Source organism: Actinomadura decatromicini (assembly GCF_008121305.1).
Classification (GTDB): Bacteria; Actinomycetota; Actinomycetes; order Streptosporangiales; family Streptosporangiaceae; genus Spirillospora; species Spirillospora syzygii.
In genome coordinates, this window is record NZ_VSRQ01000006.1 from 439,190 (window position 1) to 459,727 (window position 20,538).

At 71.8% G+C, this 20,538-nt stretch carries 17 protein-coding genes; 7 read left to right on the forward strand and 10 right to left on the reverse strand.

Annotation, left to right across the window (positions count from 1 at the left end; all coding sequences use genetic code 11):
* Positions 1 to 8: 8 nt before the first annotated feature.
* The 3 genes from FXF68_RS28335 to FXF68_RS28345 form a co-directional block, all read right to left on the reverse strand.
* Positions 9 to 200: a sigma factor-like helix-turn-helix DNA-binding protein gene (locus tag FXF68_RS28335; RefSeq protein ID WP_246178984.1), complete on the reverse strand. Its 192-nt coding sequence runs from the start codon at positions 198 to 200 to the stop codon at positions 9 to 11.
* A 156-nt stretch (positions 201 to 356) separates the two neighbouring features.
* Positions 357 to 1,205 (reverse strand): hypothetical protein, encoded by an 849-nt coding sequence (locus FXF68_RS28340; RefSeq protein ID WP_148764411.1) that lies wholly within the window; start codon positions 1,203 to 1,205, stop codon positions 357 to 359.
* A 243-nt stretch (positions 1,206 to 1,448) separates the two neighbouring features.
* Positions 1,449 to 2,297: a helix-turn-helix domain-containing protein gene (locus FXF68_RS28345; protein ID WP_148764413.1), complete on the reverse strand. Its 849-nt coding sequence runs from the start codon at positions 2,295 to 2,297 to the stop codon at positions 1,449 to 1,451.
* Positions 2,298 to 2,425: 128 nt separating this feature from the next.
* On the opposite strand from FXF68_RS28345, the gene FXF68_RS28350 reads away from it, so the two are divergent.
* The 4 genes from FXF68_RS28350 (at position 2,426) to FXF68_RS28365 (ending at position 6,088) form a co-directional block, all read left to right on the forward strand.
* A complete protein-coding gene (locus FXF68_RS28350) occupies positions 2,426 to 3,019 on the forward strand; it encodes an NADPH-dependent FMN reductase (protein ID WP_148764415.1) in 594 nt (197 codons plus the stop codon).
* 154 nt (positions 3,020 to 3,173) lie between these two features.
* Positions 3,174 to 4,835 carry an AMP-binding protein gene (locus tag FXF68_RS28355; protein ID WP_246178985.1) on the forward strand — a complete coding sequence of 554 codons (1,662 nt, stop codon included), beginning with the start codon at positions 3,174 to 3,176 and terminating at the stop codon, positions 4,833 to 4,835.
* A 25-nt stretch (positions 4,836 to 4,860) separates the two neighbouring features.
* Positions 4,861 to 5,760, forward strand: a complete 900-nt coding sequence (locus tag FXF68_RS28360) for a phosphotransferase family protein (protein ID WP_148764419.1) — start codon at positions 4,861 to 4,863, stop codon at positions 5,758 to 5,760.
* A 67-nt stretch (positions 5,761 to 5,827) separates the two neighbouring features.
* Positions 5,828 to 6,088 (forward strand): TFIIB-type zinc ribbon-containing protein, encoded by a 261-nt coding sequence (locus tag FXF68_RS28365; RefSeq protein WP_148764421.1) that lies wholly within the window; start codon positions 5,828 to 5,830, stop codon positions 6,086 to 6,088.
* Between the two features lie 99 nt (positions 6,089 to 6,187).
* Here FXF68_RS28365 and FXF68_RS28370 read toward each other — a convergent pair whose 3' ends face one another.
* Both FXF68_RS28370 and FXF68_RS28375 read right to left on the reverse strand, forming a co-directional pair.
* On the reverse strand, positions 6,188 to 8,734 hold the full coding sequence (locus FXF68_RS28370; RefSeq protein ID WP_148764423.1) for a polynucleotide kinase-phosphatase: 2,547 nt from the start codon (positions 8,732 to 8,734) through the stop codon (positions 6,188 to 6,190).
* A complete protein-coding gene (locus FXF68_RS28375; RefSeq protein WP_148764425.1) occupies positions 8,731 to 10,143 on the reverse strand; it encodes a 3' terminal RNA ribose 2'-O-methyltransferase Hen1 in 1,413 nt (470 codons plus the stop codon). Before FXF68_RS28375 ends, FXF68_RS28370 begins: the two co-directional genes overlap by 4 nt.
* Before the next feature lie 122 nt (positions 10,144 to 10,265).
* On the opposite strand from FXF68_RS28375, the gene FXF68_RS28380 reads away from it, so the two are divergent.
* Positions 10,266 to 11,096 (forward strand): TIGR02452 family protein, encoded by an 831-nt coding sequence (locus tag FXF68_RS28380; RefSeq protein WP_148764427.1) that lies wholly within the window; start codon positions 10,266 to 10,268, stop codon positions 11,094 to 11,096.
* A 40-nt stretch (positions 11,097 to 11,136) separates the two neighbouring features.
* On the opposite strand, the gene FXF68_RS28385 is transcribed toward FXF68_RS28380, so the two are convergent.
* Positions 11,137 to 11,874, reverse strand: coding sequence for a TetR/AcrR family transcriptional regulator (locus FXF68_RS28385; protein ID WP_246178987.1), 738 nt, complete (start codon positions 11,872 to 11,874; stop codon positions 11,137 to 11,139).
* A gap of 172 nt (positions 11,875 to 12,046) precedes the next feature.
* On the opposite strand from FXF68_RS28385, the gene FXF68_RS28390 reads away from it, so the two are divergent.
* Positions 12,047 to 13,753, forward strand: coding sequence for an MFS transporter (locus tag FXF68_RS28390; protein WP_148764429.1), 1,707 nt, complete (start codon positions 12,047 to 12,049; stop codon positions 13,751 to 13,753).
* Between the two features lie 76 nt (positions 13,754 to 13,829).
* Here the strand turns inward: FXF68_RS28390 and FXF68_RS28395 are convergent, their stop codons facing one another.
* Both FXF68_RS28395 and FXF68_RS28400 read right to left on the reverse strand, forming a co-directional pair.
* The gene (locus FXF68_RS28395; protein WP_148764431.1) at positions 13,830 to 14,756 is read right to left on the reverse strand and encodes an LLM class F420-dependent oxidoreductase; all 927 of its coding nucleotides are present in this window, start codon (positions 14,754 to 14,756) and stop codon (positions 13,830 to 13,832) included.
* Positions 14,757 to 14,827: 71 nt separating this feature from the next.
* The gene (locus FXF68_RS28400; protein ID WP_148764433.1) at positions 14,828 to 15,847 is read right to left on the reverse strand and encodes a DUF11 domain-containing protein; all 1,020 of its coding nucleotides are present in this window, start codon (positions 15,845 to 15,847) and stop codon (positions 14,828 to 14,830) included.
* A gap of 214 nt (positions 15,848 to 16,061) precedes the next feature.
* Between FXF68_RS28400 and FXF68_RS28405 the strand changes: the two genes are divergently transcribed.
* A complete protein-coding gene (locus tag FXF68_RS28405) occupies positions 16,062 to 17,087 on the forward strand; it encodes a glycoside hydrolase domain-containing protein (RefSeq protein WP_148764435.1) in 1,026 nt (341 codons plus the stop codon).
* Positions 17,088 to 17,102: 15 nt separating this feature from the next.
* On the opposite strand, the gene FXF68_RS28410 is transcribed toward FXF68_RS28405, so the two are convergent.
* Positions 17,103 to 17,603, reverse strand: coding sequence for a DUF6221 family protein (locus FXF68_RS28410; RefSeq protein ID WP_148764437.1), 501 nt, complete (start codon positions 17,601 to 17,603; stop codon positions 17,103 to 17,105).
* A 178-nt stretch (positions 17,604 to 17,781) separates the two neighbouring features.
* Positions 17,782 to 18,027, reverse strand: a complete 246-nt coding sequence (locus tag FXF68_RS43200; protein ID WP_222870146.1) for a hypothetical protein — start codon at positions 18,025 to 18,027, stop codon at positions 17,782 to 17,784.
* Positions 18,028 to 20,538 lie beyond the last annotated feature (2,511 nt).

The window sequence follows — 20,538 nt, forward strand, 5'->3', positions numbered from 1 at the left end:
AATGGCCCTCAGCGGCCGGCGTGCGGGGCGTCCATCGCCGTGCTCAGCGCCCGGAGCGCCTGGTAGACGCGAAGCTTCACCACGTCCACCGGGACGCCCAGCGAGGCCGCGGCCTCGTTGACCGAACGGTCCCTGAACACGGTCTCCGCGAGGATCTCGCGATGTGCGGACGGCAACGCCTGGAAGGCCCGGGCGACCACCGCACGGCGTGTCCGCTCCCCCGCCACTCCGGGGGCCGACGAACCGGCGCTCCTACCCATTCGCACTGCCACGCCTAGAACCTCGCACCCCACCCCCTACCCGACCCCGCACTTATGCCCGCGTTAAGGAAGTGTTGAGGGTGGGATTCGGGGGCGTCAGGCGCGGGTTTTGAGGGCGTAGGCGGTCAGGCGGGTCGAGAGGCGCAGGGCGGTGCGGCCGTGCCAGTCGGCGCGGCTGGGCGGGCGGGCGTAGCAGGGGACGCCGCCGCTGGTCAGAGCGTCCATTCCGGGGACGCCGAGGGAGCCGGACGCGAACTCGAACAGGTGGACGAGGCGCGGGACGATGACGCCGTAGTCGAGGGCGCGGGGCAGCGGCCCCTCCATCGCGACGAGGTCCTCGACGCGGAGGCCGCGGAGGGGGTAGCGCTCGGGGAACGCGCGGCGCAGGTCGAGGAAGAAGCCGACCGAGCCGCCGCGCGGGTCGCCGAGCGGGGCGCCGAGGGGCGCGAACACGCCCAGGGCGAGGCGGGGGCGCGCCACCAGCGCGTGCGCGTACAGGACGCGGACCAGCGCGACGTTCATCATGAAGCGCTCGGCGGGCAGTTCCTGGAGGGCGAGGGTCTCGTTCTCCAGGTATCCGGTGACGACGCTGGCGTTGTGGGCCCGGTACCAGGCGGCGGGCGACGGGCGGCGGATGAACTCCGTCCAGAGCAGGACGGCCCGCGCGGACGGCTCGCCGCGGTACCCGTCCGCGAGCAGGGCGGCCTCGGCCTTGTCGCGCAGGAGGCGGTCGTTGACGGCCCGCCACCAGGGGCTGCCCGGCGGGCGGTGCGCGGGCGGGTTCAGCACGCCGCGGGCGATCTCCCAGCGCAGGAAGCTGAGTTCGGCACGGCCGTAGCGGCTCCGGTCGCCGACGTAGAAGTCCGCCGCCAGCCTGAGCCGCCGCGCCGCGCCGTCCGCGGCCCCCCGCACCCGGGCGGCGGCCGTTCCGGCCGCGTCGATCATGCCCCTGCCTCCATATGGGTTCAGTGCCCCTTCCTTCAAGCACGGAGACGTCCCGGCCGCGGGTTCAGCGCTTAGGATGAGCGCCGGGGGTGGTGGACCGTGGGCAAGCACAACAAGCCGGCGACGCGCTCCTGCCCTGGCTGCAACGGGACCGGCACGAGCACCGCCACCGGCGACAAGTGCCCCGTGTGCCGGGGCACCGGCCGCATCTGACCCTCCGCCGACGGTTCGGGCCGCGCGACCTCAGCCGTGCCGGTCGCCCGCGACCGCCCGCAGCCCGACCGGGCGCAGGCGCGCCAGGGCCTCGGACGCGGCGTCGTCGGCGGGCAGGTAGGCGATGAGGGTCTGGTCGTCGCCGATCGGCAGGTCGAGGGTCTCGTAGGCGAGGCGCAGCTCGCCCGCGTCCGGGTGGACGAGCCGTTCCACGCCGAAGCGGCGCGGCAGGCGCGGCGGGGTCCGACCCCGCTCGGCGAACGGCGCCCCGGCGGTGACGACCATCTCGTCGACGAACCCGCCGAGGTGCGGGTCGCTCTCCGGGAACGCGGCGCGCAGGGACGCGACGCGCTCGTCGGCGACCTCGTCCCAGTCGGGGTAGGCGGACTTCGCCCGCGGGTCGGTGAAGACGTAGCGGACGAGGTTCGGCGGATCGGCGTCGAGGAGGCCGAGGGGGCGGACCAGGCGGTCGTAGCCGTCCGTCCAGGCCAGGACGTCGGCGAGCCGGTTGACCAGGATCGCCGGGGTCGGGTCGAGGCTCGCGAGGAGCGCGCGCACGGTCGGCCGGACGGAGTCGGCCGGGGCCCGCGTGCACAGCTCACCGTCCCCCGACTTGGACATGATGCGCAGGTGGAGGCGCTCGTCGGGCGACATCTGGAGCGCGTCGGCGAGCGCGCCGAGGACGGCGGGCGACGGGTGCCGGTCGCGTCCCTGCTCCAGCCGGGCCAGGTACTCGACGCTGACGCCCGCGAGCGTGGCGAGCTCGGACCGGCGCAGGCCCGGCGTCCGGCGTCGCCCGCCGCCGGACAGCCCCGCCTGGGACGGCGAGACGGCCTCGCGGCGCGCGCGCAGAAACGCTCCTAGCTGGTTGTCGGTCACCCCCGGAAAGTACCAAGGGTCGTGTGTCCGCAGCCTGGCCCTGACAGGGCCCGTCTCAACGCGGTCTCCCTGGTGTATGTCCGGACGGACAGCGTGGTGAGCACACCAACCACGAAGGAGCACCACGCATGGCATTGAGACTCGCGGTCGTCATCGGCAGCGTCCGGGACGGACGGTACGGCCCCCACTTCGCGAACTGGATCGCGGAGCACGCACGGCGGCACGGCGCGTTCGACGTGGACGTCGTCGACCTCGCCGACGTCGCGCTCCCGGCCGCGCTCCCGGCGAACCCGCAGGAGCTTCTCGCGATCGGCGACCGTCCTCCCGCGCTGGCGGACCTCGCCCGGCGGCTGGACGAGGCGGACGGCTTCGTCGTCGTGACACCGGAGTACAACCACAGCTACCCGGCGGCGCTCAAGCACCTCCTGGACTGGCACACGTCGCAGTGGAGCGCGAAGCCGGTGGGCTTCGTCTCCTACGGAGGGATGGGCGGCGGCCTGCGGGCGGTCGAGCATCTGCGCCAGGTGTTCGTGGAGCTGCACTCCGTGCCGGTCCGCGACCAGGTCAGCTTCGACCAGCACTGGGGACGGATCGGCGACGACGGCGAGCTGATCGACGCGGACGGTCCCGACGCCGCCGCGAAGGCGCTGCTGGACCAGCTCCGCTGGTGGGCCGCCGCACTGCGAAACGCGCGCCACGCCGCGCCTTACGCGGCCCTCTGAAACGCCGCGGCGCACCGGTGGCGCGCCGCCAGGGGGAAGATCGGGAAGCGCAGACGCGGACGCCCGGCGAATGATTGAATCGCGTCCTATGTGGCACGTGTCACAACGATCTTCCCCGTGGCGGCGGCGGTATCCGCCCGGTGTTCCCCAGGAAGTGGACATCCCCGACGTCCCCGTGACCCGGCTCCTCGACGACGCCGCCGAGACGCATCCGCGCCGTCCCGCGCTGTACTTCTTCGGCCGCCAGATCTCCTACCGGGACCTGCGCGACGCCGTGGACCGGTTCGCCGACGGCCTGCGCCGCCTCGGGGTGCAGCCGGGCGACCGGGTCGCGCTGATCCTGCCGAACTGCCCGCAGCAGGTCATCGCGTTCTACGGCGTCCTGCGCAGGGGCGCCGTCGCGGTGCAGCACAACCCGCTGTACACCGAGGAGGAGATGCTCCACCAGCTCGCCGACTGCGGGGCCCGCGTCGCGGTCGTGCTGGATCGTTCCTACGCGACGGTGCGCGCGGTCCGCGCCAAGCTCCGGCTCGAGCACATCGTGGTGACGTCGCTGACCGACTTCCTGCCGCTGGCGAAGCGGGTCGCGCTGCGGCTCCCGCTGGTGCAGGCGCAGCGGCGGCGGGCGGAGATCACGGCGGACGTTCCGCACGACCCGGACGTCCTCCCTTTTCGCGAACTGCAGCGGCCGCCGAGACGGCCGGTGCGGCAGCTCGACGTGGAGCCGTCCCGGCACCTCGCGGCCATCCAGTACACGGGCGGGACGGAGGGACGTCCGAAGGGCGCGATGCTGACGCACCGCAACCTCGTCGCGAACGCCTGCCAGCAGCACGCGTGGGACACGGCGGGCCGTCCGGGGACGGACGTGACGCTCGCGGTGCTGCCGCTGTTCCACTCGTTCGGGCTGATGAGCTGCCTGGTCGCGCCGGTGATGACGGCCGGGGCGGTGGTCCTGCTGCCCCGCTTCGACGCCGACCAGGTGCTCAGCGCGATCCGCCGGCACCGGCCAACGATCTTCCCCGGGGTGCCGACGCTGTACGAGCAGGTGATGGACAACCCGCGGTTCACGCCGTCCGACCTGGGCTCGCTGCGCATCCTCATCTCCGGTGCGATGGGGTTGGCGCAGAGCACGATCGACCGGCTCACCCAGGTCGGCGCGAAAGGGCTCATCAACTGTTATGGGCTCACCGAGGCGTCCCCTGCCGTCACGGGCAACCCGCTTGGGGGCGGGGCCCGGAACCTGACCGTGGGGTTGCCTCTCCCTATGACCGATGCCGTCATCGTGGACCAGGACGAGCCGACGAGGGTCCTGCAACCGGGCGAGCCCGGCGAACTGGTCGTGCGCGGGCCGCAGGTGTTCGCCGGGTATTGGAACGCGCCGCTGGCCACCGCGCAGACCCTGTCGAAGGGCTGGCTCCGCACGGGTGACATCGCCGTAATGGACGAGGACGGTTTCTTCACCATCCTCGATCGGCTTCGCGACATGATCAAGGTGAGCGGTTTCAGCGTGTTCCCGACAGAGGTCGAGAAAGTGCTGCACCGCCATCCCGCGGTGCACGACTGCGCGGTGGTCGGCGTGCCCGACGCCCGGCGCGGGGAGCGCATCATCGCGCACGTCGTGGAGCATCCCGCCTACCCTTTTTCGGCGTACGAGTTGCGGCGGCATTGCGAGCGCTATCTGTCGCACTACAAGGTCCCGGCGGAATTCATTCCGCGGACGGAACTGCCCCGCAACATCCTGGGGAAGGTCGTCCGGCAGCGGTTGCGGGACGAGGCTGTCAACTCACCCGCGCAGGCCGCGGGGGGCTCGCTTTGACGGCGGCGGGTGGTTGACTGGGCTGGTGCACACCGAGACCGTCCGCCCGGGGCTGTTCGCCCGCCTCGTGGAGATCGGGCGCGCCGCGTCGCCGACCGGCGGGGAAGCGGAGCCGGAGACGCTGTATGACCGGCACGGCGTCCTTGTCGTGCGCGTCGGCGACGTGGCGGTCAAGGCGCATCAGGCCGACCGTGGACAGGGATTCGTCGAGCGCGCCAGGCTGGCGGGCACGCAGCCCGGAATTCTAGTCGGCCCTCTGGGCCCACCCCTCGATGTGGACGGCCGGATGGTCTCGGTCTACCCGTTCGGCGTCCCGGTGGACCCGCGCCAGGAACTCCCTTGGGAGGACGGTGCGCGCCTCTTGGCCGCGCTCCATTCCGCGACGGTCCCGGCAGACGCACCGTCCTGGGGACGTCCCACTCGGGTGGCGCGCCTGGTGTCCGAACTGGGTCACTGGCCAGCGGCGGACGAAGTGCGACGGGCTTTCGCCACATTGCCCGCCTGGATACGCGGGGAGGCGGCGGAACCGTCCAAAGAAAACACATGCCTTATTCACGGTGACTGGCACCTAGGGCAAATGGTCCGCGCGCAGGACGGGCAATGGCGCCTCATCGACATCGAAGACCTCGGTAGGGGCGACCCCGCGTGGGACTTGGCGCGACCCGCCGCGCTCTACTCGGCGGGTGTCCTCTCCCCTGACGAATGGGGCCGTTTCCTGGGCGCTTACACGGAAGCGGGCGGTCCCGCCGTCCGCGCGGACGCCGACCCGTGGACGACTCTGGACATACCCGCCCGAACTCTGGCGATCCAGATCGCCGCCACGTGCGTCAAAACGGCGGGGAGGGAAGATCGGCCGCTGGACGGAGCGGAGCAGGCGATGGTCGACGCCTGCGGGAGAATATCGGCGGCGGGGGACGCGGCATGACGTGGCGCGAAACCTGCCCTACATTTAGCCTCTACCTGGGGATCCATACCGGAAGGATGACAAGGCGATGCACTGCCCTAAGTGTCGTGGCGTGATGCGGACCTACACCCGCAGCGGCGTCCACATCGAGCAATGTGACAGCTGCCGGGGCATCTTCCTCGACTACGGCGAGCTTGAGGCCCTGAGCCAGATGGAAGCGCAGTATCGGGCCGCTCCGCCGCCCGCCGCCGCGCCGGGATGGGGAGCGGGCCCGGCGGTGCATCACCACCACCACGGGCACCACCGCCCCCACCACGGGAGCGTCTTCAACATGCTCTTCTCGACCTGATCCGCTTTCCCGGCACCGTCCGGGGCGATGCACGTCGGCGGCCCGCCCCCTTGGAGACTCAACGTCCCAGAGGGCGGGCCCGTGCGTTACTGAACGGGGTCAGAGGCGCGGGTCGACGGGCTCGGACTCCAGCGCGAGCACGGCGAACACCGCCTGGTGGACGCGCCACAGCGGCTCGCCTCCGGTGAGCCGGTCGAGCGCCTCCACGCCGAGCGCGTGCTCCCGCATCGCGAGCGACCGCTTGCGTCCGAGCGACCTGCGGCGCAGCCGTTCGAGGTTGTCCGGCTCGCGGTAGTCCGGGCCGTAGATGATGCGGAGGTATTCCGGTCCCCGGCATTTCACGCCCGGCTGGACGCGCCTGTCGTCCGGTGGCGGGCCGAGCGGCTTGACGACCATGCCCTCACCTCCCGCCGAGGTGAGTTCCTCCCACCATTTGGTGACGGCCGCCTCCGACTCGGGCGAGTTCAGGTCGACGGTCATCGACGACGTCCGTTTCAGCAGGTCGCCGGTGTCGGCGTCCGCGAGGCGTCCGGCCACGGCCATGTGCCATTCGTGGTCGCGTGCCACGGCCCAGGAGCGGCCTTCACCGGCGAGGACCTGGAACGGCGCGAGCCGCAGCCCGGACAGGCCGTCGACCGTCCAGCAGTAGCGCGCGTAGGCGTCGCGGAAGAGGGACGCGTTCGCGGCCCGCCGGTCGATGTGCTCGCGGAGCGCGCCGACGTCGAGGCCGCGTCCGGCCGCGCGGGCGAGGGCGTCGGACGCCATCGGCAGGGCGGCTCCGGCTGCCGCGCCGGTCGCGGCGTACTGCGTGCGGATGAGGTCCATCGCTTTGGCCGACCAGGGCAGCAGTTCGCTGTCGATGACGAGCCAGCCCGTTTCCAGCTCGTCCCAGAGTCCGGCCGCGTCTACCGCGCCGCGGACTCGGTCCAGTACCTCGGTCGTGCGGGACGGGTCGCGGAAGAAGGAACGTCCCGTGCGGGTGTAGACGGCTCCGGTCGTCCCGTCGGCGACACCGAAACGGGTGGCGGCGACGGACTCGTCCCTGCAGACGACGACCACGGCCCTGGAGCCCATGTGCTTTTCTTCGCACACCACACGGTCGACTCCCTTGTCCCTGTACGCGGCGAGGGCTTCGGCGGGGTGCTCCAGATAGCCGGGCAGCGGCGACGTCTCGGCGGGGGCCATGGTGGGAGGGAGGTAGACGAGCCAGCGCGGATCCACGGCGAACCGGCTCATCACCTCCAGCGCGGCGAGAGCGTTCTCCTCTCGGACGGAGACCCGGCCCATCAGGCGGGTCTCGACCCCGCTCGCGCCCATCACGTCCTCGATTTTGAGGACTTCGTCCTCCCGGTGTCCGGTGGACGACGGCGCGTCCAGCGGCCGCGTGGGCTCGTACCAGACCTGCTGCGCCGGGACGGACGCCAGCTCACGCTCCGGATAGCGCAGCGCGGTCAGTTTCCCGCCGAACACGGCTCCGGTGTCCAGGCAGATGGTGTTGTTGATCCATTCCGCTTCGGGGACGGGCGTGTGCCCGTACACGACCGTCGCCTTGCCGCGATAGTCACGCGCCCACGGGTACCGGACGGGCAGCCCGTATTCGTCGGTCTCCCCTGTGGTGTCGCCATAGAGCGCGAAGGAGCGGACACGTCCGGACGCACGACCGTGGTACGCCTCCTTGAGCCCGGCGTGGGCGACGACCAGGCGGCCGTCGTCCAGGACGTAGTGGCTGATGAGGCCGTCCATGAAGCGCAGTGCTTCGTCGCGGAACTCGTCCGGTTCGGCGGAGAGCTGCTCCATCGACTCGGCCAGCCCGTGGGCGATGCGGACCTTGCGTCCGCGCAGGGCACGGACGAGTTTCGCCTCGTGGTTGCCCGAGACGCACAGCGCGTTGCCCGCGTCCACCATGCCCATCACCAGGCGCAGCACGCCCGGTGTGTCGGGCCCGCGGTCGACGAGGTCGCCGACGAACACGACCGTGCGGCCGCCGGGGTGGTTCGCGCCCACGGCGCGTCCCTGCGCGTCGCGGTCGATCTCGTAGCCGAGGCCGGCGAGGAGGTCCTCCAGTTCGGCGCGGCAGCCGTGCACGTCGCCGATGACGTCGAACGGGCCGGTCAGGTCGCGGCGGTCGTTCCACGCCCGCTCGTACACGATCGTCGCGGCGTCGATCTCCTCGACGCCGTCGAGGACGTGGAAGCGGCGGAACTCGCGGGCCAGCGACCGCATCCCGCGCCGCAGCTCGCGCCGCTGCCGCGGGATCACGTGCGGGGGCAGGTCCCGGTCGGGCCGGACGGCGTTCCGCTCGGCAGCGACGCTCTCAGGGACGTCCAGCACGATCGCGACGGCCCGCACGTCGTGCTCGGCGGCGAGCCGCAGCAGCGACTGCCGGGCGTGGCTCTGCACGTTGGTGGCGTCGACGACGGTGAGCAGGCCGCGCCGCAGCCGCACGCCGACGATGTAGTGCAGGAGGTCGAACGCGTCGCCGGTCGCGGACTGGTCGTTCTCGTCGTCCGACACGACCCCGCGGCAGAAGTCGGACGAGACCACCTGCGTGGGCTTGAAGTGCTTGCGCGCGAAGTGCGACTTGCCCGATCCGGTCACGCCGACCAGCACGACCAGCCCCATGTCGGGAATCCGGAGCTCGGTCATCGGGTGAACACCCCCATCTGCGTGGGCGCGCCCACGTCGGGATCGTCGTCGCCTACTGGCACGTGCCGGACGCGGTAACCGTGCGCGTCGGCGACCCTGCCGGCCCATGCGCGGAACTCGTCCCGTGTCCATTCGAAGCGGTGGTCGGGGTGGCGCATCGACCCCGGCGCCATGCCCTCGTACCGGACGTTGTGCTCGGCGTTGGGGGTCGTCACCACCACCACGCGGGGTTTGGCGTGGGCGAACACGACCCGTTCGACCGCGCTTAGACGCGGCGGGTCGATGTGCTCGATGACCTCCATGAGAACGGCCGCCTCATAACCGCGGAACCGTTCGTCGGCGTAGGTCAGCGCACCCTGGAAGACGTCGCGGACGCGGTCGTTCGCGGGACGCCGTCCCTCGTCCCAGCGCAGACGCCGCCACGCATGGGTGAGGGCGCGATGCGACACGTCCGTGCCGGATACCTCGCTGAAGAAATCGTCTTTCGCCAGTTGCGCGAGCAGTTTCCCTGAGCCGCAGCCAAGGTCGATGACGCGGCGGGCGTCCTCGTCACGCAACGCCTGGACGACCGACTGGAGCCGGTGTTCCGCCAGCGAGACGTGCTGCTCCTCGCCGTCCTCGGACGTCGGCTCCTCCTCCACCTGCGCGGGGTCGAGCGTCTCTTCGGAGGACTCGTCCGCGTCGGCCAGGCGGCCCAGCGCGGTACGGACGAGCCCACGCCGGTTGGCGAGATAGCGGCGGGTGATGGTCCCGCGGTCGGGGTGCGTGGCGAGCCAGCCCTCCCCTGCGCGGATGAGTTTGTCCACCTCGTCGGGTGCCATCCAGTAGTGCTTGGCGTCGTCTAGGACAGGCAGCAGGACGTAGAGCTGGTTGAGCGCATCGGCGAGACGCAGGGTCCCGGTGAGCGTGAGCGTCACGTACCGGGAGTCGCCCCAAGCGGGAAACTCCGGATCGAGCGGGACGGGCACGGCGGACACGTTCCAGCCGAGCGGCGCGAAGAACCGCTCGGCCTGGTCCGGCCCGCCCCTGCACGGCAGTGCCGGCAGGACGATCTCCAGCGGGATCGGCGTCTCCGCCAGGTCGGGACGCGGTTCGCACCGTCCGCGCATGGCCGTGCGGAAGACGCCCGCCATGGCGGACGCCAGCAGCGACGACGCCGCGTACGGGCGGTCGTTCACGTACTGGCCGAGGGAGAAGTCCGGTGTGCCTCTGCCGCGCGTGCGCACGAGCTTGACCGGGTCGACGTCCAGGAGGAGGGCGGCGGTGCACCGCCGTGGCTCCGCGCCCGGGTAGAAGACGTGCGCCGTGCCGAACGACTGCTCGAACCGCTGGACGCGATCGGGATGCTTGTAGAGGAGATAACCCAGGTCGGTCGCCGGGTCCATTGTGGTGGTGATCGTCAGAAGCACGACGACAAGTGTGACGGACGGCATCGCGCCGCCACATCGATTTTCGGAACGGCCCCGCCGTTCGAGCACCCGCGAAAAGGATTTGCCGCGCGCTTCCCGTTGCCGTCAGAATCCGGAGCGTTATGAGCAGACATCCGCGGCGGCAGATCGCGCAGGAGACCGTGTCCATCATCGAACGCGGCGGCTACGCGAGCCCGTCCGGCCGTACCGTGCCGATCGCGGACGCTCTGGCCGAGGCCGTGCGGGGAACCGTCCTGTACCGCCCGGACGAACTCGACGACCTACTGCGACGACTCCCCGCCGCCGACCCCGGCACTGAGACGCGCATCGAAGTCACCGGCGAAACCACCCTCGCCGCAGCGCACCGATTGCGCGCGCAAGGGACGGTCCCGTTCGCGCTCAACTTCGCCTCCGCGAAGAACCCGGGCGGCGGATTCCTGAAAGGCGCGCACGCGCAGGAGGAAGGGCTCGCCCGGTCGTCGGGACTGTACGCGTCACTGCGTTCGGCCAGGGAGTACTACGACTTTCACCGCGCCCAGGGAGATCTCCTCTACAGCGACCACATGATCTATTCGCCCAGCGTGCCGGTCTTCAGGGACGATGAAGGCCGCCTCTTGGAACAGCCCTACGAGGTCGCGTTCCTCACGTCCCCGGCCCCCAATCGCGGCGCCATAAGGGACGAGGCCAAAGCGGCGCTCATCCGCGAGGTGCTCCACCGGCGGGCGCGCAAAGTCCTCGCCGTGGCGGTGGCGAATGACCATCAGCGGCTTGTGCTCGGCGCCTGGGGCTGCGGCGTCTTCGGCAACGATCCGGTGGAGGTCGCCGAGGTCTTCGCCGATCTGCTCCGTCCGGCCGGGGAATTCGACGGCCGTTTCGAGCACGTCGTCTTCGCCGTCTGGGACACCGCCCAGGGCTCCCCAAGGCACGCCGCGTTCCGCGACGTCTTCGGTTAAGACGTCTTCGGTTAATGCGTTCGGCTCGCCCTCCTAAGCGTCAGGAGGTCGGGCGCCCGACGTAGGACGCGATGCCGCGGATCAGGATGTCGATGCCGAATTCGAAGCGCGTGTCGCCGCCCTCGACCGTCAGCTCGTCCACCATCGCGACGATGTTCGGGTAACGGTCGACCGGCAGCGCCCTGAAATACTCCCGCACCTCCCCGATGTAACGGTGGAAATGCTCCCACGGGTCTTCCCCGGCGGGGAGGTTCGCGGTGTAGACGACGTCCTCGTAGGCGTCGGCGTCGATGAACATGCCGAGGGCGTCGACGGCGAGCGCCGCGATCTTCGGGGGCACGCCGCCCGCGCGCATGAGGGCGAGCTGCGTCTCGCCGATGGCGAGCACGTTCGGCAGCGTCGGGATGAGCCCCATCGACACCCTGGAGATGTCGCGGTGCGCGGTGTAGACGCGGCGGGTCTCGTTGGCCAGTTCCTTGAGCTGCTCCTGCCAGCGCGCCGGGTCGACCGCGTCGGGCAGCCGGATCTCCCCCGCGACGCGGTCGAGCATCAGCTCGCGCAGCTCCTGCTTGCCCGAGACGTGCGCGTACAGCGAGGCCGGGCCGGTGCCGAGCTCCTGGGCGACGCGGCGCATCGTGACCGCGTCCAGGCCCTCGGAGTCCAGGACGCGGATGGCGGTCTCGACGATCGCGTCCTGCGTGAGCGGCTGCCGCGGCGGCGCGGCCCTACGTGGCTTGCGGCCGGGCGGGGTGGGCATGTCCGGGCGTTCGTCCGCCACCTCTGGACCTCGCAATCTCGCGATACATCTTGACATGGCCGAGACGCGATATATCTTCTCTAAGCGAGAGAAGAATCGATCCGGCACGAACAGCGTACTTGACGCGAACGGCGTTCTCCCTTAGAACAGTGTTCGCGACTAACGAACACTGTTCCCCCACTCGGAGGCTTCGATGACCGAGACCCTGACGGACCCCGCCAGAGGCGCGGCGGAGACCGCGTACCGCTGGCGCTGGGCGGCCCTCTTCGTGATCCTCGCCGGCGAGGTCATGGACATGCTGGACGCCCTGATCACCAACATCGCGGCCCCCACCATCCGCGGTGACCTGGGCGGCTCCGCCGCCACCATCCAGTGGCTCGCCGCCGGCTACACCCTGGCCATGGCGGTCGGCCTGATCACCGGCGGCCGCCTCGGCGACCTGTACGGGCGCCGCCGGATGTTCCTCGTCGGCGCGGCCGGGTTCACCGTCGGCTCGCTGCTCTGCGGCGTCGCCGTCTCCCCCGGCATGCTGATCGGCGCCCGCGTCGTGCAGGGCCTGTTCGGCGCGCTGATGCTGCCGCAGGGCATCGGCATGATCAAGCAGATGTTCTCCGCCAAGGAGATGGGCGCCGCGTTCGCCATGTTCGGGCCGGTCATGGGCCTGTCCGCGGTCGGCGGCCCGGTCCTCGCCGGATGGCTCGTCAACGCCGACTACTTCGGCACCGGCTGGCGGATGATCTTCCTGATCAACCTGCCGCTCGGCGCCGCGGCCGTGCTCGCCGGGCTGCGCTTCCTGCCCGCCGGACGCGCCGAGCGGGCGTCCCGGCTGGACCTCGCCGGCGCGGCGCTCGCGTCCCTCGGCGCCGCCCTGCTGATCTACCCGCTCGTCCAGGGCCGCGAGCACGACTGGCCCGTCTGGACGTTCCTGATGATGGCCGCGTCCGTGGCCGTCTGGGGCGTCTTCGCCTGGTACGAGCTGCGCAAGCAGCGCGCGGGCGGCGACCCGCTGATCGTCCCGAGCCTGTTCCGCAAGCGCGGCTTCACCGGCGGGCTCGTCGTCGGCATCGTGTTCTTCTCCGGCATGGCGGGCCTCGGCCTGGTGCTGTCGCTGTTCTTCCAGATGGGCCTCGGCTTCTCGCCGCTCAAGGCCGGTCTCGCGCAGATCCCCTGGTCGGTCGGCATCGTCCTCGGCTTCGGGCTCATGCAGGCGGTGCAGCGCTTCGGCCGGACGGTGATCCACGCGGGGGCGCTCATCATGGCCGGCGGCATCGTCGCGACCTACGCCACCCTCCAGCACGCCGGGGTGGACGTCACGCCGTGGCAGCTCATCCCGGCGCTGGCCGTCACCGGGCTCGGCATGGGCCTGCTGATGGGGCCGTTCTTCGACATCGTCCTCGCGGGCGTCGAGCCGGCGGAGACCGGGTCGGCGGGCGGCACGCTCACCGCCGTCCAGCAGCTCGGCAGCGCGCTCGGCGCGGCCGTCCTCGGCACGATCTTCTTCGGCCTGCTGGGCGGGCACGTCGCCTCAGCCGCCGACGACGGCGCGGCGGCCCTGCGCAAGGACCTCGCCGCCGTGTCCGTCCCGGCCGCGCACCAGGAGCGGATCGCGGCCGGGGTGCGCGACTGCGGCCACGACCGGGCGACCGCCAAGGACGCCGCCGCCGTGCCCGCGTCCTGCGCCCGGCTGGAGGGAGAGGTCAGGGCCGTGATCGCCGCCGCGCCGCAGTCGGCGCCCGCCGTCCAGAAGGCGGTGGCGCAAGCCGGTGAGCACTCGGCCAAGACCGGGTTCAGCAACGCCATGAAGCTCACCCTGTGGGTGGAGGTCGGGCTCCTCGGGCTCACCTTCCTGGTGACGTTCCTGTTGCCGATGCACGCGCGTCCTGAGGAAGAGACCGCCTGATACACGCGATAGGCCCGCGGGGGTTTCCCTCCGCGGGCCTTTCCGTGCTCCGGTTCGGTTGGACGCCGGCGGCCGGTCAGACCTTGCTGAGGACTTCCGAGGCCAGGAGTTCCAGGTGGTCCAGGTCGTGCATGTCGAGGACCTGGAGGTACGCGCGCTCGGCGCCCAGGTCCGCGAACTTCCCGATCTTCTCGACGAGTTCGGCGGGGGTGCCGGTGAGGCCGTTGTCGCGCAGCTCGGGCACCTTTCGTCCGATCGCGTCGGCGCGGCGGCGCACCTCGGCCTCGTCCCGGCCGCAGCAGACGACCTGCGCCACCGAGTACGTCAGCGGCTTCGCCCGGCCCGTCCGCGCCACCTCCGCGCGGACCCGCTCGAACGCCTCGCCGGTCTCCTTCACCTGGTTGAACGGGACGTTGTACTCGTCGGCGAAGCGGGCCGCGATGCGCGGCGTCCGCTGCGCGCCGGTCCCGCCGATGATGATCGGCGGGCCCTCCGGCCGGACGGGCTTCGGCAGTGCGGGCGAGTCGGCCAGCGAGTAGTGCTCGCCGCTGAACGAGTACGTCTCGCCGGGCGGCGTCCGCCAGAGGCCCGTCACGATCTCCAGTTGCTCTTCGAGGCGGGCGAACCGCTCGCCCAGGCTCGGGAACGGGATGCCGTACGCGGTGTGCTCCTCCTCGAACCAGCCGGTGCCGAGGCCGAGGTCGACGCGCCCGCCGCTCATCTGGTCGACCTGCGCGACCGCGATCGCGAGCGGCCCCGGATACCGGAACGTCGCGGCCGTGACCAGCGTGCCCAGCCTGATCCGGCTGGTCTCCCTGGCGAGCGCGCCGAGGGTGATCCAGGAGTCGGTCGGACCCGGCTCGCCGGTCACGTCCCCCATCTTGACGAAGTGGTCCGAGCGGAAGAACGCGTCGAAGCCGAGGTCCTCGGCCGCCTTGGCGACGGCCAGTTGCGTGTCGTAGCTCGCCCCCTGCTGGGGCTCGACGAAGATCCTGAGTCGCATGATCACATCTTGCTACCCCCGCGTCCCGGGTCCGACACCGGCCACGGCCGACACGTTCGACGGCGGCCGGTTCAGCGGCGGGTGATCTTGGTGCGGACGGCCATGGAGTTGTTCGCCGGGTCCGGGTCGGCCGTCGGCGAGGACGCCCGCCACGACGACTCCAGCACCGTCCCCGCCCGGACGTCGCGCCGCGGCACCGCCTTGACGTGCACCGTCCGCGACCGGCCGGGCTTCAGCGTGCCGATCGAGCAGAGGTTGCCGCGGCCGTAGGGCATGCACGCGGTGTCCCGTCCGACGATCTTCACGGGCCCCGCCGACCAGACGGTCACGTTCGCCGCCGTCCCCGGGCCGAGGTTGCGGACCTTCATCGCGTACGGGATCGCCGCGCCCGCCCGGGCCCGCGACGGCGCGGACTGGCTGAGCGCGAGATCTGCGGTCGGCGCGACCCGCACCGCCGGGAACCGCCTGGTGACGCGGGTACCCGCCCAGGTCACGTCTGCGCGCGGGCTTATCTCCCGGTCTGGTCGCGCCCGCTTGGACACCCGGGCCCTGATCGAGCCCGCGATCTCCTGGCCGCGTCCGATCGTGCCGAGGCGGCAGACGACCGCCCGTTCGCGGGACGACGCGCAGTTCCGCTCGCCCGACACGAACGCGAGCGACTTCGGCAGCCTCGTCCGGAACACCGCCTTGCCCGGCCGCGCCGGACCGTTCGCGACGACGCGGTACGTCCACTCGTAGGTGCGGCCCGGGACGACGTCCTGCTTGGGCGCGCTCATCTGAAGCCGGACGGCCCGCGCGTGCTGAACGTGCGCCGCGTCCTTCTTCGCCTTGACGGCCTTCGGCTTGGCGCTGGCCTTGGACTTCGGCTTCGCGTGTTGCGCGTGTTTCGTTTTGGGCTTCGCGTTGGGCTTCGCCTTCGTCTTCGGCTTGGATTTCGGTTGGGCCTTCGGCTTGGACGGTGCGGCGTGCGTCCTCGGCCGGGGCGGCGGGCCGGAAGCGTCGGCTCGGGCCACGGCCGCCATCGGGACGAGCCCCAGCAGCGGCGCGGCGGCCACCAGGACGAGACCGCGTTCCTTCCATGTCCGGATCACAATGAACCCCCGTGGCCTGCGTTTCCTTCATGCGGACACATCCGTTGTAGCGAGCGCGGGACCATCCTTCTAGCGCTACGTCAGCGTGTCGTCACAGAGAGTGACTCATGCCGCGGAGGTGCGTCTTCGTCCTCCAACGCCCCGAAAGAGATGCGAGTCCCGGACACACCCTGTTGAATCGGACGGACTCGAACACCCGACCTACGGAGTTCACATGGCTGTCTTCGGTGTCGACTACGCCTGGGGCCGCCCCGGCGCGTCCACGCTGAAACGCGCCGGGGTGAAGTTCGCCTGCCGGTACCTCTCGCATGACACGTCCGGCAAGAACCTGACCCGCGCCGAGGCGGACGAGCTGTCCGCGGCGGGCATCTGGCTGGTGGTCGTCTGGGAGTCCGCCGCGAAACGTCCGCTGGACGGCCGGTCGGCGGGTGCCGCCGACGCCGCGGACGCCGCCGCCCAGGCCAAGGCGTGCGGCATGCCGGACGACCGTCCGATCTACTTCGCCGCCGACTGGGACGCGCCCGCGGGCGCCCAGGACGAGATCAACGCCTATCTCGACGGCGCCGCGTCCGTCCTCGGCCGCGACCGGGTCGGCCTGTACGCCGGATACGGCCCGATCAAGCGTTCCTTCGACGCGGGGAAGATCGCCTACGGCTGGCAGACGTACGCCTGGTCGGGCGGCGACTGGGACGCCCGCGCCCAGCTCCAGCAGTACTCCAACGACCACGAGATCAACGGCGTCGGCGTCGACTACGACCGCGCCATGAAGAGCGACTACGGGCAGTGGCGCGTCGGCGTCTCTGCCGAGGGAGACGAGATGCCCGACTACGTGTCCGTGACCACCGGCACCGAGCAGCCCATTCCGCCCGGCAAGTGGACGAGCGTCAGCTGGAACAAGGAGTACGCCGACAGCGAGCACCAGCACTGGGACAAGGGCGGGCCGAGCCTGCTGACCGGTTCGGCGCGCTACAGCCTGTCCGTCGCGGCGACGATCACGGGCGTCCCGGCGGGCACCCTCATCCAGGCCCGCGCGGTGGAGGTCGAGATCGAGGACACCACCAAGTTCGCGGCCGGGCCCGTCCAGGACTTCCTCTCCGTCGGCGACCAGACGAACCTTGTGTACGGGCTCGCCGCCGACACCGTCGGGACGGGGTACCGGGTGCGCTTCCAGCTGCTCCACCACGGCGCGGCCCCGGCCAGCGTCACGGCGGGCAGCGCCAAGGTCTTCTTCTGGAAGTAGCGGTACCCGGGCTGGTCAGGCCCGCCAGTTCGGACGGTACGCCGGATGGTCGGCGTAGGGCATCGCGAGCAGCCGGAGTGTCGTGCACCCGCCGTCCCGGACGCGCTCCCCGCATGTCTGGCAGACGCCCGTCCCGTTCATGCGCGAATGCAGGTCGAGCAGGCGGCGCTTGAGGTACGTCTCGGCCACGACCCGCGCGGGCGAGTGCCGCGCGACGTGCAGCGCCACTCCCTCCTTGACGAACGGCACGTCCAGGACATGGTGCGGGCCGAAGCCCGGACGGCTCTGCCATGGGTACTCGTTGACGCTCCGCAGCGCGACCGGTCTCTGCAGGTGGTCCATGGGACGCCGGCCGAGCCTGAGGCGTTCGCCGTCCCTCGGGTCGACCCACTGCCACCGCTCCTCGCCGGACAGGTCGGCGCCCCCGTTCGGACGCGACCGGTAGTCCGCCGCCCACCGCGCGGTCTCCTCGTCCTCGAAGAGCCGGGCCCGCAGGAACTCCACCAGATCGCTCACAGCCACTCCCGTTTCCGCCGCAGATCCCCCGATCCTGCCATCACAAGATCGGCGGAGTCTCCGGCGTGGGAGGTCGGACGAGAACGATCGCCCTCCGGTTCCGCCGACGATGGGCGCCGACGGAACCGAAGAGCGATCGTCTCCCCGCACCGGCCCGTACTGGGCTCTCAAGCGGCCATCAGGTCATCCTCATGCAGATCGCGTAAACCGTCATCGTCGTGGCGGACGTCGACCGGCCCCAGGCGTTCCACGCCTGGACGTTGGGGAACGGCTCGGTGGACGCGAGCGTCCCGTCGTTGGTGTTCCCCATGGTCGCCCCTCCCCCGGTGACGGTGTAGCCCGCCGGGCAGTAGGCGGTGCCCTGGACCGCCAGGTTCCCAGCGGGGATGTTGACCAGGGACGAGACGCGGACGGTCTGGGTCACTCCCTGACTCGCGGGACCAGTGGGCCCCGTGGGCCCGGTCGGACCGGTGGACCCCGCCCCCGTGGGCCCGGTCGCCCCGGCGGGTCCGGTCGCACCGGCGGTACCGGTCGGTCCGGTCGGCCCGGTGGCCCCGAGTCCGGTCGGCCCCGTCGGACCGGTGGCGCCCGCGGGCCCGGTCGCCCCGGCGGCACCGGCCGCACCTGTAGGCCCGGTCGCGCCCACACCCGTAGGCCCGGTCGGTCCGGTCGCCCCCACGGCACCCGCCGGTCCGGTCGGCCCCGTAGACCCGACCCCGGTCGGCCCGGTCGGCCCCGTCGCCCCGATTCCGGTGGGGCCGGTCGGCCCGGTCGCACCGATTCCGGTCGGACCGGTCGGCCCGGTGGCCCCGAGTCCGGTGGGCCCCGTCGGACCCGTCGCGCCCGCAACGCCTGTCGGACCGGTGGCCCCCGCGGCCCCGGTGGGACCGGTCGCACCTTCCACGCCCGTCGGACCAGTCACGCCCTCGGGCCCTGTGGGCCCGGTCGCACCAACCAGCCCAGTCGGCCCCGTCGCCCCTGCGATACCTGTCGGTCCCGTCGGACCCGTGGCACCAATCCCGGTCGGGCCGGTCGGGCCCTCGGCACCCGTAGGACCGGTCGCACCCTCGACTCCAGCAGGTCCCGTCGGCCCAGTAGCTCCCAGCCCGGTGGGACCGGTCGGACCAGTAGCACCCTCGACACCCGCAGGACCCGTCGCACCCTCAGCGCCGGTCGGCCCGGTCGGACCGGTCGCACCGAACCCAGTCGGCCCCGTCGGACCCTCGGCACCCGTAGGACCGGTCGTACCTTCAGCGCCGGTAGGTCCGGTCGGGCCAGTGGCACCAAACCCAGTCGGACCAGTCGGCCCCGTCGCCCCGACTCCGGTCGGCCCTGTCGGACCGGTCGCGCCCTCAAGACCTGTCGGACCAGTAGGACCGGTCGCACCTTCGACACCCGCAGGACCGGTCGCACCTTCGGCGCCCGTCGGACCGGTAGGACCTGTGGCACCAAACCCAGTCGGGCCGGTCGGACCCTCAACCCCCGTCGGACCCGTCGCCCCCTCGGCACCCGTCGGGCCGGTCGCGCCCTCCGGACCTGTAGGACCGGTCGCACCCTCCAGGCCAGTCGGACCAGTAGGACCGGTCGCACCTTCGACACCCGTCGGACCAGTCGGACCTGTGGCGCCAAACCCCGTCGGCCCTGTGGCACCCTCTGCGCCTGTCGGACCGGTGGCGCCTTCAGCGCCGGTCGGACCCGTAGCACCCTCAGCACCCGTCGGGCCAGTCGCGCCTTCAGCGCCGGTCGGACCGGTCGCACCTTCCGGACCCGTGGGACCAGTCGCGCCCTCCAAGCCAGCCGGACCGGTCGGCCCCGTCGCACCGGCCAAACCCTCGGCACCCGTCGGACCAGTGGGACCAGTGGCACCGAACCCAGTCGGACCCGTCGGACCCTCAACCCCCGTCGGACCCGTCGCCCCCTCTGCGCCTGTCGGACCAGTCGCGCCTTCCGCCCCCGTCGGACCCGTGGCACCCTCAGCGCCCGTCGGGCCAGTCGCGCCCTCCGCACCGGTTGGACCCGTCACACCTTCCGGACCCGTGGGACCAGTCGAACCGGTCGCACCGAACCCAGTCGGACCCGTCGGACCCTCAACCCCCGTGGGACCGGTCGGACCGGTGGCACCGAACCCAGTCGGACCGGTCGGGCCCTCAACACCTGTCGGACCCGTCGCCCCCTCTGCGCCTGTCGGACCGGTGGCACCTTCCGCCCCCGTCGGACCCGTCGCACCCTCCGGACCCGTAGGACCAGTCGCGCCCTCCAGCCCAGTCGGACCCGTCGGACCCGTCGCACCTTCGACACCTGCAGGACCCGTCGGGCCAGTCGCCCCCTCAACGCCAGTCGGCCCCGTCCCGCCCTCCGCACCCGTCGGGCCGGTCGCGCCCTCGACGCCTGTCGGGCCGGTGGCGCCTTCGGCACCCGTCGGGCCCGTGGCACCCTCCGGACCTGTAGGACCGGTCGCGCCCTCCAGGCCGGCCGGACCGGTCGGACCCGTCGCACCGTCGACACCCGCAGGTCCCGTCGGGCCGGTCGGACCAGTAGCACCGAACCCAGTCGGACCCGTCGGACCCTCAACCCCCGTCGGGCCGGTGGCACCTTCGGCACCCGTCGGGCCGGTGGCACCTTCGGCACCCGTCGGACCCGTGGCACCTTCGGCTCCTGTCGGACCGGTCGCGCCCTCAGCGCCCGTCGGGCCAGTCACACCCTCCGGACCCGTCGGCCCCGTTGCCCCGGCCAACCCCTCGGCGCCCGTCGGGCCGGTCGGGCCAGCCGGGCCCTCGGGACCGGTAGCACCTTCCAGACCCTCGGCGCCCGTCGGGCCAGTTGGTCCCGTGGGACCGGTGGCGCCCAACCCGCTGGGACCCGTTGGGCCGGTCGGACCGCCAATGCCCTCAGCACCAGTCGGACCTGTCGGACCAGTCACGCCAATTCCGGTCGG

What these genes read in the sequence shown, in the direction of transcription:
- FXF68_RS28340 (WP_148764411.1), bottom strand. Translation starts at nt 1,205, where the DNA reads ATGATCGACGCGGCCGGAACGGCCGCCGCCCGGGTGCGGGGGGCCGCG.
- FXF68_RS28350 (WP_148764415.1), top strand. Translation starts at nt 2,426, where the DNA reads ATGGCATTGAGACTCGCGGTCGTCATCGGCAGCGTCCGGGACGGACGG.
- FXF68_RS28365 (WP_148764421.1), top strand. Translation starts at nt 5,828, where the DNA reads ATGCACTGCCCTAAGTGTCGTGGCGTGATGCGGACCTACACCCGCAGC.
- FXF68_RS28370 (WP_148764423.1), bottom strand. Translation starts at nt 8,734, where the DNA reads ATGACCGAGCTCCGGATTCCCGACATGGGGCTGGTCGTGCTGGTCGGC.
- FXF68_RS28380 (WP_148764427.1), top strand. Translation starts at nt 10,266, where the DNA reads ATGAGCAGACATCCGCGGCGGCAGATCGCGCAGGAGACCGTGTCCATC.
- FXF68_RS28390 (WP_148764429.1), top strand. Translation starts at nt 12,047, where the DNA reads ATGACCGAGACCCTGACGGACCCCGCCAGAGGCGCGGCGGAGACCGCG.
- FXF68_RS28395 (WP_148764431.1), bottom strand. Translation starts at nt 14,756, where the DNA reads ATGCGACTCAGGATCTTCGTCGAGCCCCAGCAGGGGGCGAGCTACGAC.
- FXF68_RS28405 (WP_148764435.1), top strand. Translation starts at nt 16,062, where the DNA reads ATGGCTGTCTTCGGTGTCGACTACGCCTGGGGCCGCCCCGGCGCGTCC.